The following is a 17,411-nucleotide window of genomic DNA, read 5'->3' as shown; positions in this document are numbered from 1 at the left end:
TCCGTTACTGGCAGACGCGCACGTTGATCGCCACGATGGTCGGCTACGCGGCCTTCTATTTTGTCCGCAAAAATCTCAGCATCGCGATGCCGGCGATGCAGGCGGATCTCGGCATCACCAAATCCGATCTCGGCCTTTTCCTGACGCTGCACGGCCTGCTGTATGGCGTTTCGAAATTCGTCAACGGCTTCTGGGGTGACCGCAGCAACGCGCGCGTTTTCATGGTCACCGGGCTCGTGCTCTCGGCGGTGGCCAACATCTTCTTCGGCTTCAGCTCCGCGGTGCTGGTGCTCGGCATCGTGTGGATGATGAACGGCTGGGTGCAGGGCATGGGATTTCCTCCCTGCGCGCGTCTGATGACGCACTGGTTTCCGCCCGAGAAGCTCGCGACCAAGATGTCGATCTGGAACACCTCGCATTCGATCGGCGCGGGCCTCGTTGTCATTTCCTGTGGATACATCGTCGGGTTCGGCTGGCGCTGGTGTTTCTGGCTGCCGGCGGCACTGGCCCTCGTCGTCGCGGCGGGTCTCTGGCTCACGTTGCGCGATACGCCCAGCTCCGTCGGGCTGCCCGAAATCGTCGGGTCCAACGCGCCCGCCAACGGCCGCCGCGGCGAAGCAGAATCCGCAGAGTTTCGCCGCGTGCTGCGGCGGCAGGTGTTTGGCAGCCCGGTGATGTGGCTGATCGCGGCGGCGAATTTCTTCGTCTACACGATGCGTTACGGCGTGCTCGATTGGGGTCCGACGCTGCTCCACGAATCCAAGGGCCTCGCAATTCACCGCGCCGGCTGGATGGTGGCCGCGTTCGAGATCGCGGGCCTGGTCGGCATGCTCGCCGCCGGTTGGCTGACGGATCGCTGGCTGCGGGGCCGCGCCGTTCGCATGTGCGTCATCTGCATGGCCCTCGCCACGGTCTTCTTCTTCCTGTTCTGGAAAATACCGCATCAACCAGTGTGGCTTGCGACCCTCCTGCTCGGCGCCTCCGGCTTTTTCATCTACGGCCCGCAGGCTCTCGTTGGCATCGCCGCCGCGAATCTGGCCACCAACCGCGCGGCCGCCACCGCCGTGGGCTTCACGGGTTTGTTCGGCTATGCGAGCACCCTGCTTTCCGGCTGGGGTCTGGGCCGCCTCGTCGAACTCCATGGCTGGAACGCCGGCCTGGCCATGCTCGTCGGCACCGGGTTCATCGGCACGGTTCTGTTTCTCTTCGCCTGGCCCGCCAAGGCGCACGGTTACGACAACGCCTCGTAAATCCAGGTCCGTCTTCGCTCTTCGGTCGACATGCACTCCGCCGTTTCCACCTCCACCTCTTCAACGCTCGGGCAAAGTCTGCGCGACATCGTTCATGTCGCGCTCGATATGGACGGCACGATCTACAAGGGCGGGACGCTGTTTCCCTGGACGTTGCCATTTCTCGCACGCCTGCGGAAGCTCGGCATCGGCTATTCGTTTTTGACGAACAATCCGTCCAAGAGCGTCGCCGACTACCTCGCCCACCTGTGCCGCATGGGCCTCGAGGCGACTAAGGACGAGCTCTACACGTCCGCGCAGGCGACGATCGATTTTCTCCGGACGCAGCATCCGCAGGTGCGCCGGGTGTTCGCGCTCGGCACGCCGAGCATGCTCGCCGAATTCGAGCAGGCCGGCTTCACGATCGCGCGCGAGGACGCGGCGGACGAACCGGACGCGGTGGTGATCGGTTTCGATCTCACGCTTTCCTACGCGCGACTCTGTCGCGCGGCGTGGTGGATCCAGCGCGGCAAGCTTTTCGTCGCCACCAATCCGGACCGGGTATGTCCGACCGATCAGCCGACGGTGCTGGTCGATTGCGGCTCCATTTGCGCCGCACTTGCGGCCGCCACCGGCCGTTCGCCCGACATCGTGCTGGGCAAACCCGATCCCTCGATGTTGTCGGGCATCCTGACGCGCCACCGGCTGCAACCGCGGCAGATCGCGATGGTCGGCGACCGTCTCTATACTGACGTGTTGATGGCCCAGCGCGCCGCCGCGTTCGGCGTGCTCGTGCTCAGCGGCGAGGCCACCGCCGAGGAAGCCGTCCGCGCGACGCCACCACCCGATCTCACCGTTCCCACGCTGGCCGAATTTGCCGATGCGCTGACCCAGGCGCGCGGCGATCCCGCTTTCGCATGAAAACGTCATTTTTCGAACGACGCACGGCAACGCTCCGCGCTCTCGCGGACCGCCCGCTCGATCTCCTCGTGATCGGCGGCGGCATCACCGGCAGCGGCATCGCCCGCGACGCCGCCATGCGCGGCTTGCGCACCGGCCTCGTCGACCGGCACGATTTCGCCTACGGCACCAGCAGCCGCTCGAGCCGGCTGTTGCACGGCGGCCTGCGTTATCTTGAACAGGGCCGCGTCGGCCTCGTCCACGAAGCCAGCGTGGAAAAGAAAACCATCCACGCCATCGCGCCTCATCTGGCGCAACCGATGGGCTTCATGTTCCCCGCCTATCGCAAGGGTGGACGCCCGCTGTGGCAGTTGCGCGTCGGCGTGAAGATCTACGATCTGCTCTGCAACGGCCGGAACTTCCAACCCTCGCGCGGCTTCACCCGCGAAGAGACGCTGCACGCATTGCCCGCGCTGAGTCAGGACGGACTGATCGGATCCGTGCGCTATTTCGACGCGCTGACCAACGACGCCCGTCTCGTGATCGACACGCTCCGCTCCGCCGCCACGCACGGCGCAACCCTGGCGAACTACGTGCGGTTCCGCACCGCCCAGCGCTCTCCCGAGGGCTGGAACTGCGAACTCGAGGACGTTCTCTCGGGCGAGACGCTTTCCATCCGCGCCCGCGCGCTCGTCAACGCCACCGGCCCCTGGGCCGAACAGATTCCGCACAGCGCCGTGAAATTGCGGCTGAGCAAAGGCATTCACCTCGTCGTCGATCGCAGCCGCCTACCGGTCACCGACGCCGTCGTGATCACCGAGGGCAAACGCATCTTGTTTCTTATTCCCTGGGGCGAGCGCGTGATCGTCGGCACGACGGATACGGATTACCGCGATGCGCCGGAAAATGTCCGGGTCGAAGCGGACGATATCGCCTACGTCCTCCGGACCGTCAAAGCGGCGTTCCCGCAAATCACGCTCGGCGCCTCCGACGTCATCAGCTCCTGGGCCGGACTTCGCCCGCTGGTCGCCAACCCCGACGGCACGCCTTCCGACATTTCCCGCGCGCACCAGATCACGTCGCCCGAACCGGGCTGGTGGGACGTCACCGGCGGAAAGTTGACGACCTACCGGCTCATGGCCGAGCAGACCGTCGACAACGTGGCGCGCCAGCTGCGCCGAAAACTTGCCGCGTGCCGCACCGTGGCGGAGCCGCTTTTGCCGGCCGATCAAGTCAACGCGTTCAGCGGCCTCGTGCCGCCGCCCTGCACCTACGAAGCCGTGGCTCATTACGTCCAGGAGGAATGGGCCACGCATCTCGACGATGTGATGGTGCGGCGCAGCAGCTGGCATTACTACGTCGAAAACCCTTCCTCGGTGGCCGAGCAGGTGGCCAAGTGGATGGCAGAGTTGTGCGGATGGTCGGCGGCGGAAAGCGACCAGGAGCTCGCCGCCTACTACGCGGCGACGAGCGCTCCGTCGGCGATGGTGCGCGTCATACATCCTCCGGTCCGAGCCATCGGAAAAAAAGCATCCTGAAGCGCCGCCCCGCTCCGCCCGCGGCCGCCTCGGTCGTGCGCTGCACCACCGCCTCGCAATTAGCGGTCGCTTTCACCGTGGCCGGCGCGAGCGGATCGACGACGTCACCATACGCCCGAATTCGAAACGTGTCCGAACGCACGCCGAGCATGGGGCCGATCGCCGCCACGAACTCCGCCGCGCCGACACGCGGCGGCAGGTTCGCAACGAGCAGCGCGCTCGTCTCGAAGGCCGCCACGCTCGCGTAAGGTGCCTGGGCCATTTTGCCCGACGCCGACGCCGCCAGGCCATTCGCGACACCCGACGCGCCCGCGACGATTTCGTCGGCGGTCAAGGGTTCGACGCCCGGCACCGCGTTGTAGGCCTCGAACACGCTGCGCCAGACGTGAGCAGAGGTCGTATTCAGATTAACCTTACCGGCGGTGAGTTGCTCGTCCGCCACCGTCGTCGCCGTCAAGGTGACGTGATGAAAATTATCCTGCAGCACGGAGGGCGTGAGCGGCGCGGCGGGAGAGGGCAGCAGACTCAGCTGCTCGTAGAGTAACACGCGGGGCAGCGCCGTGGCCTGAGTCTCCAGCGCCACCCGCAACTTTGCTTGCGCCGCGTTGGACGACACGACCGCGACCCTTGGCGTCACGATCCCCGTCGGCTCGAGTCCCGGCGGAACGAACGCACTCACCTTCACCCCTTCGTCGAGCACGAGATACGCGTAAGCTCCGATCGTCGCGCGCGTGCCTGGCGTGGCCGGCGTCTCGGGAACCTGCAGCGGGATGCGACCCGCGATCACGTGCTCGGAATCCGCCGACGTCGCGCCCACGCTGCCGTTGGCAATCAACTTGATGAACGCAACCGTTGCATTCAGTTGCGGACTCGGCTGCTCGGCTGCACCCGAAACGAGCCATTCCAGAAAAGCGCCGTCGCTGCGCCATACTCCGCACCAGTGACGCCGGTCGCTGCCCACCGCCGCTCCAGCGACGCCCGCCATCGCGGTCACCCGCGCATCTTCGCCGGCGCGGCCCTGCAGTTGCCCCAGCGCAATACTCAAGCCCAACAGTGCATGTTGTCGCGCGCGAAGCTGCGCGCCCGCGGTCTCGGATACGTTGCCGTGCACGCGCACCACCGCGCTCAACCCGTAAACCGCGAGCACGAGCAACGCCAACAGCGAGAGCGTCAGCACCAACGCCATCCCCGCTTCGCCCCGCCCTCGCCTGCGTTCGATTCGTCGCGTCATCGCCCGCCCCTCAGTTCTACGCGCCGCACGTAAACGTGCGAATACTGTTCGGCCACCGCCCACCACCACTCCGCATCCGTCGCATAACGCGACGGTCGGGAAAGCCGCCCGGGCTCCGTCTCCATCTGTGCCAGGATCCGGGCGCCCTCCTCCGTCAGCAACCGCAACATCACGTCGACGACCTCCGGAAATTCCTCCGCCACCCGTGCCGCGTGATCGGTCGCCATGGCCGCGTCCGGAAAGATCCGTCGCAGCTGTCCGGATACGCTGCGGCGATACAGATAGACGCCGAAGTCGATCGCGTTGGTGGCGAGGGCGTCTCCCGTCGCCGGATTCGTCAGCGAACGCGCGCTGCGGGCCGGAGCCGGCGTGGGAGATGCACTTGTGTAGGCGGCCGCGCGCAGGTCCATGCCGGCGAGAAACGTTTCGGTGTTGCTGACCGCTGAGCGGAACAGCGTGTAGCGCACCGCCGCCCGGTTCGAAGCCGCGATCCCGCCCGAGACGGGCCGCCGCATCACCTGATAGCTGACCGCAACCGGCAAGCTGCCGCCGGGATTGCCGGAGCCTTTCGATTCCACGTTCGTCGTGAAAAACCGCAGCCACGCGCCGCCAAGTCCGAAGCGCGCCGCGGCGATCGACGGCTCGGTTGCTCCCGGCGACATCGGCAACAGGCGATGGCTCGGATTCCCCGGAGGCTTGCCGCGCGCGTTCTCCCGCCAGCCGTGCGCACCCAGGCTGGCCGGCGACGTGAAGAGATCGATCGCAAGCCACGTCGCGCCGTCCGGCCGGAAAATCGCGGCCTGCAAATCCCGTTCCACGTGGTCGAGCACGATCGCCGCCTGCGCTTCGAGCGTGAATGCGTCCTGCGCGCGCCGCCACACCCCGAGCACGTGGATGGTCACGGCCAGGACAATTCCGGCGATTCCGGCCGTGATCGCCAACGCGACGATCAGCTCCACCAACGTGAATCCCGGCCAACGCGTTCCCGGTTTCATCGGTCGATCGCCACGACAAACGTGAACTGATGCCGCTGCTCCAATGGCGTATCCACCAGCGCTCCCGGCGCACGCCACGGCCATGAGACGCGCACATACGCGGCCAGCGGCGCGGTCGCCGATTCGAGACCCGCAGTCGCTTCCGCGAAGCGCCAGATCTCGATCGCGTAATACGCTTCGGCGACATCGATCGCGACGGAAGTCTCGACCCGCTTCACCCACGAACCCTCGCGCGGCGCTGCAAACGTCGCGCCATTTTTTAACGGAGCCGAAAGCGCCGGCAGCATCGTTGCGAGTGCGCCAAAGCCGTTTCGTTCAGCGATCGCCCGGAGTTCCACCCGCACGGCGTCCGGCAGACGTTGTGCCGCGAGCGTTTCTGCGGATTCGGCGGCTTGACGCGTCAGCGCCGGCAGCAACGCGAGCATCGCGGTCAGCGCAAAGCCGAAGATCGCGACCGCGATGACGACCTCCACCAGCGAAAACGCCCGCTGCGCCGTGCGAGTTTTCATTCAAAAGCTCGCGCGTTCATCGATCAGCGTGACCAGCCCATAGGTGCTGAGGGCGAGGCCGCGGACGCGCTCCGGCTGCTCGAGCACGATCGGCGACGCACCCGCCGACACCGTTCCCGGCGGGCGCCGCCGTCCTGGCGCGAGCACGATGTCGCCCGCGTGGGCGGTGGTGCCGGCCGCCGCGAAGGACACCGCCGCCCATTGCGCGGGGGTCCCCGCGCCGACCACCGCGGTGACGACGGCGCCCGCGCGTAAAGCCGTCGAACGCAGCGGGGTCGAGCCATCGGCTTTGATCCAGCCGGCCGCGTCGCGTTCGTCGAACATGCCGGCGGGCAAACTCGGAACGTTTCCGGGAACGACAAAGATGCCTTCCGGCAATCGTGTTTCCATGACCGTCTCCCATCCGCCCGCCCGCGCAATCTGCACCGCGCAGATACGCAGAAAATCGTCAGGAATCGACGGATCGACCTGCACCAAGACCCGCGTCGTCGCGCCGGTCGCCACGGCTTTCGTTCGCGCCACGATGAAGAGATTTGTCAGCAGCGCCTGCCCGGTTTGCAGCGATGCGCCGCCGCTCCCGCCGATTCCGCGAAACAGGAACGCCGCGAGGCCGGCGATCAGCGCCACGACGACCAAAAGTTCAACCAGCGTGTATCCGCGTGCGGCGGCCGAGCACCTGGGACTTTCGCGCAGCGCGAGGCGGGGCGTCATTTCCAACTGAATACAAAGGCGGGATTGGTTTCGGAGGCCTCCGGCGCCGGCGCATAAAAGGCGATCGAGGTTCGCAGTCCGGCCGCGGGAAAATCGTCGGGCGGCGGCTGCAGTCCCCGCACCCGCGGCAGCGACCCGAAGTCCGCCGCGTCGAGCACACCGTCGAGATTGCGATCGACCAGCACGGCGATCTCGGTGTTGCCGCCGGCGTCGCACAAAATTCCAGGGTCCGCGCCGGCGAATTCCACCGGCGCGAACGCGTGAAACTCGATACGCTTCGGATTGTCGGCGATCGCCACGCTGCCGCTCGTCAACGGATTTCCGTCGCGGCGGCGGGCCGCCAGGACGTCGTGAAACGGATGCTCGGCGGCGGCGACACCGCCATTCACGAGCTGCGAGGAGTCCAGACGCGGATAGTAACCGTATTCATTGCGAAACGATTCGAGCGCCGCCGCCCATTGCGCGAAACGCACGCGGGTTTTCGCTTTCTCCGCCGACCGACGTGCCGCAGCGACCGCCGGAACTAGGATTGCGGCCAGGATCCCGAGGATCGCCACCACGGTGAGCAGCTCGACCAGCGTGAATCCGGCGGGCCGGGGCCGGAACTTTCGTTTCTCGCTCATGGATTCGCGTAGAGGTTGTCGGCGTTCTCCGGGGAGAACGCATCGACCCGGCCTGTATCCGTCGGGGGAGGACGGTCGGCGCCGTCAGGTCCGGTCGAATACAGAACAAAGCCCGGCTGCAGCCACGCGGGCGCGTCGCCGTTCTGGTAGACGTAACGATACGGCCGGTTCCACGGATCGACGAGTTCGGCGCCCAGATCCGCGAAGGGATCGCGGTCTTCGCGCGTGCGAAAGCGCGCCAGCCCCAGAAACAACTTCGTCCGAATCGTCGCACCGGTGGGGCCCCTCCGGCCGAGCAGAGCCTGCAGCATGTGCGCCGCGTTCGCGGTGCGCGGATAATCACCGAGTTCGCGTTTGTAACTTTCCAGCGCGGCAGCGATTGCGGCGAGCTCTGCCTTCGCGCGTCCACGTCGGCCAGCCTCCGCCGCGCCGCGGCCCGCCCCGATTAAAATCGCGGCGAGAATCGCCACGATCGCAAGGACGGCGAGCAACTCGATCAGGGTAAACGCGCGCCGCGACGGAACGGAGAGGCTGGACGCCCGCATGCCGCAATAAAACGGCGATAAGGCGCCTGATCAAACCGTTTTCGCCGCGTTTTCGCGTGCGCGGGGGAGACCGACCGTGAGCCGGTCGGTCTCCACATCATTTACCGCGCGATTTATTCCTCCGCCTGCAAGCTCGCGACGACGCTGAAGTCTTCCAGCGTGGTCGTGTCGCCTTTCACGGTGCCGCCGGCGGCGATCTCCTTGAGGATGCGGCGCATGATTTTTCCGCTGCGAGTCTTGGGCAGCGCGGCGGCGAAGCGGATGACATCCGGCTTGGCGAGCGAACCGATCTCCTTGCCGACGTGATTGCGCAGCTCTTCCTTCAACGCGTCGCTGGCGGTCTGCCCCGTTTTCAACGTGACGAAGACGACCAGCGCCTGGCCCTTCAATTCATCCGGGCGGCCGACTGCGGCCGCTTCCGCCACGGCGGGGTGCGACACGAGCGCGCTCTCGACCTCGGCGGTGCCGATGCGGTGACCGGAGATGTTGAGCACGTCGTCGATGCGGCCGACGATCCAGAAATAGCCGTCCTTGTCCTGCCGCGCGCCGTCGCCGGTGAAGTAGATTCCTGGATACTCGCTCCAGTAGGCCTTCTGGTAGCGTTCGTCATCGCCCCACAGGGTGCGCAGCATCGAAGGCCACGGCTTGGCGATGACGAGCTTGCCGCCGGTGTTGCGGGGAACCTCGCGGCCTTTTTCGTCGACCACCTTCGGGAGCACGCCGAAGAACGGGCGCGTGCCCGAGCCGGGCTTGAGCGGCGTGATGCCGGGCAGCGGCGAAATCATGATGCAGCCGGTTTCGGTCTGCCACCACGTGTCGACGATCGGGCAGCGTTTCTTGCCGATCATCTTGTAATACCACATCCACGCCTCGGGATTGATCGGTTCGCCGACGGAGCCGAGCAGGCGCAGAGAATCGAGCCGGTGGCGGAGGACGTAGTTGTCGCCCCAGCGCATGAATGCGCGGATCGCGGTCGGCGCCGTATACAGAATCGTGATACCGTGGCGGTCGATCATCTGCCAGAAGCGGTCCGGCTCCGGCTGGTTCGGCGCACCCTCGTAGATGAAGATGGTGGCGCCGTTGGCCATCAGGCCGTAGACGACATAGCTGTGACCGGTGATCCAGCCGATGTCGGCGGAACAGAAGTAGCGGTCGTTGTCCTTGAGATCGAAAACGTAGTGCGAGCTCAGCTTGCAACCCAGGAGATAGCCGGCGCTCGTGTGCATCACGCCCTTCGGTTTTCCGGTCGAGCCGCTGGTGTAGAGAATGAAAAGCGGATGCTCGGAATCGAACGCCTTCGCGGCGTGCGTATTCGGCGCGCCGACCCACGCGTCCTTCCACCAGACGTCGCGGCCCTCGACCATGTTGATCGGATTGCCGCAGCGTTTCACGACCATGACCGTGTGCACGGTGGGCGCGCCCTCGAGGGCCTTGTCCACATTCGCCTTGAGCTCGATGACCTTGCCGCGGCGCCAGCCGCCGTCGGCAGTGATGACGAGCTTGGCCTGGCAGTCGTTGATGCGGTCCTTCAGCGCCTCGGGGCTGAAGCCGCCGAAAATCACGGTGTGGATGGCGCCGACGCGCGCGCACGCGAGCATGGCCATCACGGCTTCCGGGATCATCGGCATGTAGATCGCGACGCGATCGCCTTTGCCGATGCCCATGTTTTCGAAGATGTGCGCGAGGCGGCAGACGTGAAAATGAAGCTGCTTGTAGGTGATCGTGCGAACGTCGCCCGGCTCGCCTTCGAAGATCAGCGCAGCCTTGTTTTCGCGGTGCGTGCCGAGGTGGCGGTCGAGGCAGTTTTCGGAGACGTTGAGCTTGCCGCCGACGAACCATTTCGCGTGCGGAGGCTTCCAGTCGAGGACCTTGCGGAAGGGCTTGCGCCACACCAGGTGTTCCTTCGCCTGGCGCGCCCAGAACGTTTCTGGGGAGTTGACAGACTCGGCGTAGAGCTTTTTGTAAACGGCATCGCTCCCAAGATTAGCTTGGGCTTTGAACTCGGCCGAAGGCCTGAATAACCGGTGTTCCCGGGAAACTGAGGTAATCGTCTGATCTGTCACTGTGTGTGCGGATTTAAGGGGTTAGGGACGCAACTCGCGGCTCTTATCCCGACATGAGTTTGAAGCGTCAAGCGCGGGTGCTTCGAACCTCTTGCGTATGGAAAAGAAAACTGCGTCCGCCCCCGCGGACAACCCCGCGCCGTCTACCGCCGCGCCCCAATCTTCTGCCGCTGAAAACGGCGGCTCCTCCCCCGCCACGGCGGTGGCGACTCCGGCTGTCGAGACGATCCGCGTCGAAGGCATCCTCGACATCGACACGCAGCGTGGAGGCAACGGCCAGCTGATCGACATCAGCAAAGGCGGCAAGCGCCGGCCCACCGATCCTTTCGTGCCGAAGGAGCTCATCCGCCGTTTCAAGCTCCGCGCCGGCTCCATCATCGGTGGCACGGCGTTTCCCCCCGATGGACGTTTCCCGAATCCGAAGATGCGCTTCATCGAGACCGTCGACGGCCTCCCACTTGAAGAACGCCGCGGCAAATTCGAGTTCACCACGCTGACGACGATCTCGCCGAACCAGCACCTGAAAATGGAAATGGAGGACGGCCGCATGACGACGCGCGCGGTCGATCTGTTCTGCCCGATCGGCAAAGGCACCCGCGGCCTCATCGTCGCGCCGCCGCGCACCGGCAAGACCACGCTGCTGCGCGACATGGCGCTGGGCGTTTTGGAGAACAATCCGGAGTGCTTCGTCATGATCCTCCTCGTCGACGAACGTCCCGAGGAAGTCACCGATTTCAAACGCAGCGTCACTGGCGCGGAGATCTGGGCTTCGTCCAACGACGAGCAGATCGAAAATCATATCCGCATCGCCGACCTTTGCATCGAGCGCGCAAAGCGCCTCGTCGAAACCGGCCGTGACGTCGTGTTGTTCGTCGATTCGATCACGCGTCTTTCCCGCGCGCACAACACCGCGCGCAATTCCGGCCGCACCGGCTCCGGCGGTCTCGATGTCCGCGCGCTGGAAAAACCCCGCCAACTCTTCGCGACCGCGCGTCGCACCGAGGAAGCCGGTTCGCTCACGATCGTCGCGTCGGTGCTCGTCGAAACCGGCAGCCGCATGGACGACGTGATCTTTCAGGAGTTCAAAGGCACCGGCAACATGGAGCTCGTGCTCGACCGCAAATGCGCCGAGATGCGCCTGTGGCCGGCGATCAACATTGCCGCCAGCGGCACCCGCAAGGAGGAGCTGCTGATCGACGCGAAGACACTCGAGGGCATCCATTTCTTCCGCCGCGCGCTCGTGCAGCAGAAGATCGAGGAGGCCACCGAGACGATGATCGCGCGGCTCTCGAAGACGAAGACCAACGCCGAATTCCTGAAGCTCATCGCGCGCTGATCGCTCCGACTCTTGGCCTGTTTTCAACCTTCAGCCGCGGCGCTCTCGCCGCGGCTTTTTTGCGGATGATACCCGAGTGAGGCGCGCCGCGCAGCCAATGGTATGCATCGTCGCTAGGTGGCCGTCTCCCGTCTCGTTCCTCCATCCACTTTGCGGGGTTTTCCCGAACTTCCCTCTTGCCCCCCTGCGGATTCTCCTGAGATTCATCTCCTTCTCTAGCGCGACGCGCCTGACCTTCTAGCACCTTCGCCAAACCGCATGCACAGTTTCTCCGAGCAATGTCTCGACATGGCCCGTTCGATGTTGGGCCACAATCTCGACTCGATCCAAGCTGACGGCACCCTTCTTCCCATCGCTGGAGAACAATCCCGTCCCGACGAACCCGGACACGTCGCCCACGCCCTCGGGGAATTCTACCGCGCCACCGGCGAAACCACGCTGAAAGGTTTCGACCTCATCGATCTCGCCGCCCGTTGCATCACGGCGCAGATGTTCACGGAACCGGCGACGGAAAACGGCCTCGCCTACGCCGCGCTTGGCCTCCTCTGCTTCGGTCCCTCCAAAGAGCGCAATCCCGTCTGGGAACGCCTCGTGCCGGAAACGCAGGAGCGCATCGACAAGGCCCTCCTTCACCGCAGCGACTACGACAACCACTGGCAGGCCTTCAACATCGCCAAGGCGGTCGCGCGTTTCAGCTTCGGCCTTTCCAAGAAGGACGAGACTTCCCGCCTCATCGAGCGCATGTGCGATCGCATCGGGCAGACGAGCTCGGCCGGTTTCTTCGACGACGCCACCGAGGGCCTCGGCGGTAATTTCAATCTCTACGGTGTCTGGGTGTTCGTCTTCACGCGTTCCGCGCTGCAGCTCCACGCCAACAGCGGCGTGCGCGACCGCAAGCTGCCGACGCTGCGCACTTACGCCGAGAAATACATCAAGATGATGCCGGACCTCGTCCGCGCGGACGGCCTCGGCTGGGCGTTCGGCCGCGCCGGTGGCGCCTACGGACAGATGCACCCGATCAGCTTGATCCTGCAGGGTCTCCGCGACGGCTGGATTCCCGATGACCAGAAGGTCAAATATTTCGACATCCTCCGTCGCCTGTTCCTGTTCTTCTACGGCACGTATCTCGACCAGGAGCACGGCTACCTCGATCTCCGCGACACCGAGCGCACGGCTTACGAGAAGCACACGACGCGCATGGCGAACTTTGACGCCGCGCGTTATCTCTGCCAATGGTCGCGTCTCGCCAAGACCGTCTCGATGCCGAGCGGCATGCCGAAGATCGAGCCGACGAAAACCAGCGGCCGTTTTGTCATCTTCGACAAGGCCAACCGCAAAGAGCAGGGCCTTTTCCTTTATCGCGACGCCGAGAGCGGCCTGCACGCGCAGATCCCGCTCATCAGTTCCGGCACGCGCCTGACCTCGGATTCGCTGCCCTTCCCGCACTGCCCGGGCGTGTTCGACTGGCCGAACAATGTTTACCTGCCCGTGATGCTGCCCGAGCTGACCTTCGGCGAACAAGTCACGCTGCCGGCCTTCTACGGCAAGAACTGCGTCACGGGTCTCGGCCTGCGCAACAGCTTCTATTTCCGCTACGAGCAGCCCGATCTCATCAACACGAAGGAAGAGATCGTGAAGAACCTCGGCAACGTGAAGGTCCAGTGGACCTTCGCCGGCAACAAGATCACCGCCGAGTTCGCCTACACGGTGAAGCAGCAGGTCACGCTGGATAAATTCCGCTACGTGATCGCGATCGCGGCGCCGCATTCGAAGTATCACCTGCCCGGCTCGTTCACGCTCGGCGCGCAGGGTCATCGCTGCACGGTGGCGAAGGACGATTTCCAAGGCACCTGGCGCGAGACGGAAGTCGTGAGTGCGGATCCTACCTACCGCACCAATTACGGCAAGATCCACTATCTGCAGTATCTCGTGCGCGACCACCCGCTCATCATGCGCCCGGGCCACGTCTACCGCCTGATCGTGAATTTCGAGCCCGACGTGGCGCAGCTCGACGCGTAAGCGTCGAGCTGGCGGTTTGGAGTTTTGGGTTTTGAGTTTTGGGTTTCGTCTCGCGAGGGTCGAAACATGGCCGCCATCCAGCGATTTGAAGATATCGAGGCGTGGCAATCCGCCCGGAAGCTCCGGCAAGCTGTCTACGCTCTGACTCGCACGAAACCGTTCTCGTCGGACTTCGCGCTGGTCGACCAGATTCGACGCGCCGCGATTTCACCCGGCTCAAACATCGCGGAGGGTTTCGAGCGGGGCGGGAATCGAGAACTCATCCAGTTCCTTTCAACCGCGAAGGGCTCGGTCGCGGAAATAAAAGACCAGCTCTACTGCGCGCGGGACGAAAACTACATCACGGAGACCCAGTTCGAGGAAACCTATCGTCTTGCCGACTCCACTGCCCGACTTATCGGGGGTTTCATGACTTACCTGCGAAACGCACACCTTACCGGCCACAAGTTCGACACGCGAAACACGCCTGCGAACCCAAAACCTAAAACCTAGAACCCAAAACCTGTTTCAGCCCGTGCTCTCCCGCCGCATCATTCCCTGTCTTGACGTCAACGCCGGTCGCGTCGTCAAGGGCGTGAAGTTTCAGCAACTTCGTGATGCCGGCGATCCCGTCGATTGCGCGCGCGCCTACGATGCGCAGGGAGCCGACGAGCTCGTGTTCCTCGACATCACCGCGTCCAGCGACGAGCGCAAAATCATGCACGACGTCGTCGCCGCGACCGCCGAGCACTGCTTCATGCCGCTCACCGTCGGCGGCGGATTGCGCACCGTCCCCGACATCGAAGCGATGCTGAAAGCCGGCGCCGACAAGGTTTCCCTCAACACCGCCGCGATCAAAAATCCGCAGCTCATCGCCGAGGCCTCGAACCGCTTCGGCACCCAGTGCATCGTGCTCGCGATCGACGCGAAGCGCGAACCCGACGGCAAATCCTGGCGCGTCTACACCCACGGCGGACGCAATCCCACGGAACTCGACGCCGTCAACTGGGCCCGCCGTGCCGTCGAGCTCGGCGCCGGCGAAATCCTTCTCACCAGCATGGACCGCGATGGCACCGGCGACGGTTACGACATCGAGCTCACGCGCGCCGTGAGCGATGCCGTGAGCGTGCCCGTGATCGCCAGCGGCGGCGCCGGCACCCTGCCACATTTCGCCGATGTGCTCGCAACCGGCCACGCCAGCGCCGTTCTCGCCGCCAGCCTTTTCCATTTCGGCACGCTCACGATCCCGCAGGTGAAAGATTACCTGAAAACCCGCGGCGTGCCGGTGCGCGCCTGAGTTCGCGCAGCGTTTCGCGGATCGCGCTCCCGTTTGGCGCGAGCGGAATTGATCAAAAAGAGCCGGCGCGCCCTGCGTTGCGACCGCGGGTCGCGTTGCGTTCGCGCGCGTTCTGTAACATTTTCGTGACGCCCGCCGATCCCGCTGGGCTCGCCTCGACCGGCGCCTAGGGTGCCGTTGGCCGCCAACCCAATTCCACGTCTTGAAACGCGTTAAGAAATACAACCGCATCACCGGCGTCACCGGCAAATCGATCCCCCGCACCGGCAATCAGGACGACAACCGCCCCGTTTACGCGAATCGCGAGCAGAGCTGGCTGAGCTTCAACCGCCGTGTGCTCGAGCAGGCTCAGAACGAAGCCAACCCGCTCCTCGAGCGCGTGAAGTTCCTCGCGATCGTCAGCTCCAATCTCGACGAGTTCTTCGAGATTCGCGTCGCCGGTCTGATCCAGCAGGCCGACTCGGGCACCGGCGAGATCAGTCTCGACGGCCTCTCTCCGCGCGAGCAGCTGAAACGCATCCACGGCGCCGCCAACGCCCTCGTCGACGACCAGTATCGCTGCTGGCACGAGCAACTCGTCCCCGCGCTCGCCCAGCAGAACCTCGTTTTCCCTACCGCACCGCAGCTCACGGAACGCGAAATCGCGTGGGTAAAAAACTATTTCCAGACGCAGGTCTCGCCGGTGCTCACGCCGCTCGCCGTCGACCAGTCGCACCCGTTTCCCCAGATCGTCAACAAGACGCTCAACGTCCTGCTCTCGCTCGACAATCCCGAGACGCCCGAGATCGAGAAGACCATCGTGATCCTGCCCGTCCCGCGCATCCTGCCGCGCATCGTCCAGCTCGATCCCGATGCACCCGGTCCAGCGCGCTACATTTTCCTCAGCGAAATCATCAAGCTCTGCGCGGTCTCGCTGTTTCCCGGCTATAGCGTCAACGCCGCGCACGCGTTCCGCATCACGCGCAACAGCGATCTCTACATCGACGAGGAGGAAGTCGAAAATCTCCTGAAGAAGATCGAGGATGAGCTGCGCAATCTCCGCCGCGGCGCCACCGTGCGACTCGAGATCGAGGACGGCGTCGACGAGGACGTGTTCACGTTGCTCTGCGCGCACCTGAACCTCCCGCGCGAGTTCGCTTTTCGCGTCGCTCCCCCGATCAACCTCCTGCGCTTGATGAGCCTCTACGATCTCGTCGACCGGCCCGACCTCAAGTTTCCGCCCTTCACGCCCGCCGACCTGCCGCGGCTTCGCACGCAGCCGTCAATCTTCGACGCCATTCGCGAACACGAGATCCTGCTTCACCACCCTTACGACTCGTTCATGCCGGTGGTCGACTTCGTCGAACAGGCCGCGCGCGATCCCGAGGTCTTCGCCATCAAGCAGACGCTCTACCGCACCAGCGGCGACTCGCCGATCGTGCGCGCGTTGATGGACGCCTCCAACAACGGCAAACAGGTCACCGCGCTCGTCGAGCTGAAGGCGCGCTTCGACGAGGCCAACAACATCCACTGGGCGCGCCAGATGGAGGAAGCCGGCGTCCACGTCGTCTACGGTCTCATCGGCCACAAGACCCACTGCAAATGCAGCCTCGTCGTCCGCCGCGAAGCCGGCGCGCTGAAACGTTACGTTCACCTCGGCTCCGGCAATTACAATCCGAAGACGGCGCGGCTCTACACCGACCTGAGTTTCTTCACCGCGAACGAATCCATCACCGAGGAGGTCGCGCAACTTTTCAACACGCTGACTGGCGCCGGCCGCACGCCCGAGTTCAAGCGACTGCTCGTCGCGCCTTTCAATCTTCACGCCAAGATCCAGGAACTCATCGCCCACGAAGCCGCGAATGCCGCCGCCGGCAAACCCGCGCGCATAATCGCCAAGATGAACAAGCTCGTGGACCAGGTGACGATCGACAACCTTTACGCGGCTTCCCAAGCCGGCGTGCAGATCGACCTCATCGTCCGCGCCACCTGCTGCCTCGTCCCCGGCGTGAAAGGCCTCAGCGAGAACATCCGCTTGCGCAATATCGTCGGCCGCTTCCTCGAACACGCCCGCATCTACTACTTCGAGAACGGCGGGCAGCCGCTCATCTACTGCGGCTCCGCCGACTGGATGTCGCGCAACTTTTTCCGCCGCGTCGAAACGCTCTTCCCGATCGACGACCCCGACTTTCGCAAGCGGCTCGTCGACGAAATTCTCGCGTCGGAACTGCGCGACAACGAAGACGCGCGCGAGCTCCAGCCCGATACCTCCTACCGGCCGCCGGCGCGCGCGGCCAACGAACCGTCGTTCTCGGCCCAGCGTTTCTTCATGGCCGCCGCTCTTCTCCGCGGCAGCCCGCCCGCCGCCGCCGCCGGATGATGTTGGGCGACTTCCGCGGCCGCGTCGCATGCGGCGCCGCCGCTCGAATTTCGCGGCCAGACCCGGCGCTCCCAATC

The 17,411-nt window shown here is 64.8% G+C and carries 15 protein-coding genes; 8 read left to right on the top strand and 7 right to left on the bottom strand.

Annotation, left to right across the window (positions count from 1 at the left end; translation table 11 throughout):
- Positions 1–35 precede the first annotated feature (35 nt).
- Genes AC6RV7_RS09360 through AC6RV7_RS09350 form a run of 3 tightly spaced genes read left to right on the top strand, consistent with a single transcriptional unit; the run spans position 36 to position 3,667 of the window.
- Positions 36–1,250, top strand: coding sequence for an MFS transporter (locus AC6RV7_RS09360; RefSeq protein ID WP_500094196.1), 1,215 nt, complete (start codon positions 36–38; stop codon positions 1,248–1,250).
- 30 nt (positions 1,251–1,280) lie between these two features.
- Positions 1,281–2,150 (top strand): HAD-IIA family hydrolase, encoded by an 870-nt coding sequence (locus AC6RV7_RS09355; protein WP_500093707.1) that lies wholly within the window; start codon positions 1,281–1,283, stop codon positions 2,148–2,150.
- Positions 2,147–3,667 carry a glycerol-3-phosphate dehydrogenase/oxidase gene (locus AC6RV7_RS09350; protein ID WP_500093706.1) on the top strand — a complete coding sequence of 507 codons (1,521 nt, stop codon included), beginning with the start codon at positions 2,147–2,149 and terminating at the stop codon, positions 3,665–3,667. Before AC6RV7_RS09355 ends, AC6RV7_RS09350 begins: the two co-directional genes overlap by 4 nt.
- On the opposite strand, the gene AC6RV7_RS09345 is transcribed toward AC6RV7_RS09350, so the two are convergent.
- The 7 genes from AC6RV7_RS09345 to acs all read right to left on the bottom strand — a co-directional run bounded on the left by AC6RV7_RS09345 (position 3,624) and on the right by acs (position 10,344).
- On the bottom strand, positions 3,624–4,898 hold the full coding sequence (locus AC6RV7_RS09345) for a hypothetical protein (protein WP_500093705.1): 1,275 nt from the start codon (positions 4,896–4,898) through the stop codon (positions 3,624–3,626). The two genes, AC6RV7_RS09350 and AC6RV7_RS09345, sit on opposite strands and share 44 nt — an antisense overlap.
- On the bottom strand, positions 4,895–5,893 hold the full coding sequence (locus AC6RV7_RS09340; RefSeq protein WP_500093704.1) for a PulJ/GspJ family protein: 999 nt from the start codon (positions 5,891–5,893) through the stop codon (positions 4,895–4,897). Before AC6RV7_RS09340 ends, AC6RV7_RS09345 begins: the two co-directional genes overlap by 4 nt.
- Positions 5,890–6,402, bottom strand: coding sequence for a type IV pilus modification PilV family protein (locus tag AC6RV7_RS09335; protein WP_500093703.1), 513 nt, complete (start codon positions 6,400–6,402; stop codon positions 5,890–5,892). The genes AC6RV7_RS09340 and AC6RV7_RS09335 overlap by 4 nt, the downstream gene beginning before the upstream one ends.
- Positions 6,403–7,113 carry a prepilin-type N-terminal cleavage/methylation domain-containing protein gene (locus AC6RV7_RS09330; RefSeq protein WP_500093702.1) on the bottom strand — a complete coding sequence of 237 codons (711 nt, stop codon included), beginning with the start codon at positions 7,111–7,113 and terminating at the stop codon, positions 6,403–6,405.
- On the bottom strand, positions 7,110–7,736 hold the full coding sequence (locus AC6RV7_RS09325; RefSeq protein ID WP_500093701.1) for a prepilin-type N-terminal cleavage/methylation domain-containing protein: 627 nt from the start codon (positions 7,734–7,736) through the stop codon (positions 7,110–7,112). The genes AC6RV7_RS09330 and AC6RV7_RS09325 overlap by 4 nt, the downstream gene beginning before the upstream one ends.
- Positions 7,733–8,281 (bottom strand): prepilin-type N-terminal cleavage/methylation domain-containing protein, encoded by a 549-nt coding sequence (locus tag AC6RV7_RS09320; RefSeq protein WP_500093700.1) that lies wholly within the window; start codon positions 8,279–8,281, stop codon positions 7,733–7,735. The genes AC6RV7_RS09325 and AC6RV7_RS09320 overlap by 4 nt, the downstream gene beginning before the upstream one ends.
- 113 nt (positions 8,282–8,394) lie before the next feature.
- The gene (gene acs, locus AC6RV7_RS09315) at positions 8,395–10,344 is read right to left on the bottom strand and encodes an acetate--CoA ligase (protein ID WP_500093699.1); all 1,950 of its coding nucleotides are present in this window, start codon (positions 10,342–10,344) and stop codon (positions 8,395–8,397) included.
- A 97-nt stretch (positions 10,345–10,441) separates the two neighbouring features.
- Between acs and rho the strand changes: the two genes are divergently transcribed.
- The 5 genes from rho (at position 10,442) to ppk1 (ending at position 17,334) form a co-directional block, all read left to right on the top strand.
- A complete protein-coding gene (gene rho / locus AC6RV7_RS09310) occupies positions 10,442–11,680 on the top strand; it encodes a transcription termination factor Rho (RefSeq protein WP_500093698.1) in 1,239 nt (412 codons plus the stop codon).
- A gap of 258 nt (positions 11,681–11,938) precedes the next feature.
- A complete protein-coding gene (locus tag AC6RV7_RS09305) occupies positions 11,939–13,699 on the top strand; it encodes a hypothetical protein (RefSeq protein ID WP_500093697.1) in 1,761 nt (586 codons plus the stop codon).
- A 66-nt stretch (positions 13,700–13,765) separates the two neighbouring features.
- A complete protein-coding gene (locus AC6RV7_RS09300; RefSeq protein ID WP_500093696.1) occupies positions 13,766–14,191 on the top strand; it encodes a four helix bundle protein in 426 nt (141 codons plus the stop codon).
- A gap of 22 nt (positions 14,192–14,213) precedes the next feature.
- The gene (gene hisF / locus AC6RV7_RS09295) at positions 14,214–14,975 is read left to right on the top strand and encodes an imidazole glycerol phosphate synthase subunit HisF (RefSeq protein WP_500093695.1); all 762 of its coding nucleotides are present in this window, start codon (positions 14,214–14,216) and stop codon (positions 14,973–14,975) included.
- Positions 14,976–15,177: 202 nt separating this feature from the next.
- Entirely contained in the window at positions 15,178–17,334 is a 2,157-nt protein-coding gene (gene ppk1, locus AC6RV7_RS09290; protein ID WP_500093694.1) for a polyphosphate kinase 1, read from the top strand.
- Positions 17,335–17,411: the final 77 nt, after the last annotated feature.

The organism is Opitutus sp. sgz309028 (assembly GCF_059821195.1).
This window is presented reverse-complemented; position numbering and strand designations above follow the sequence as displayed.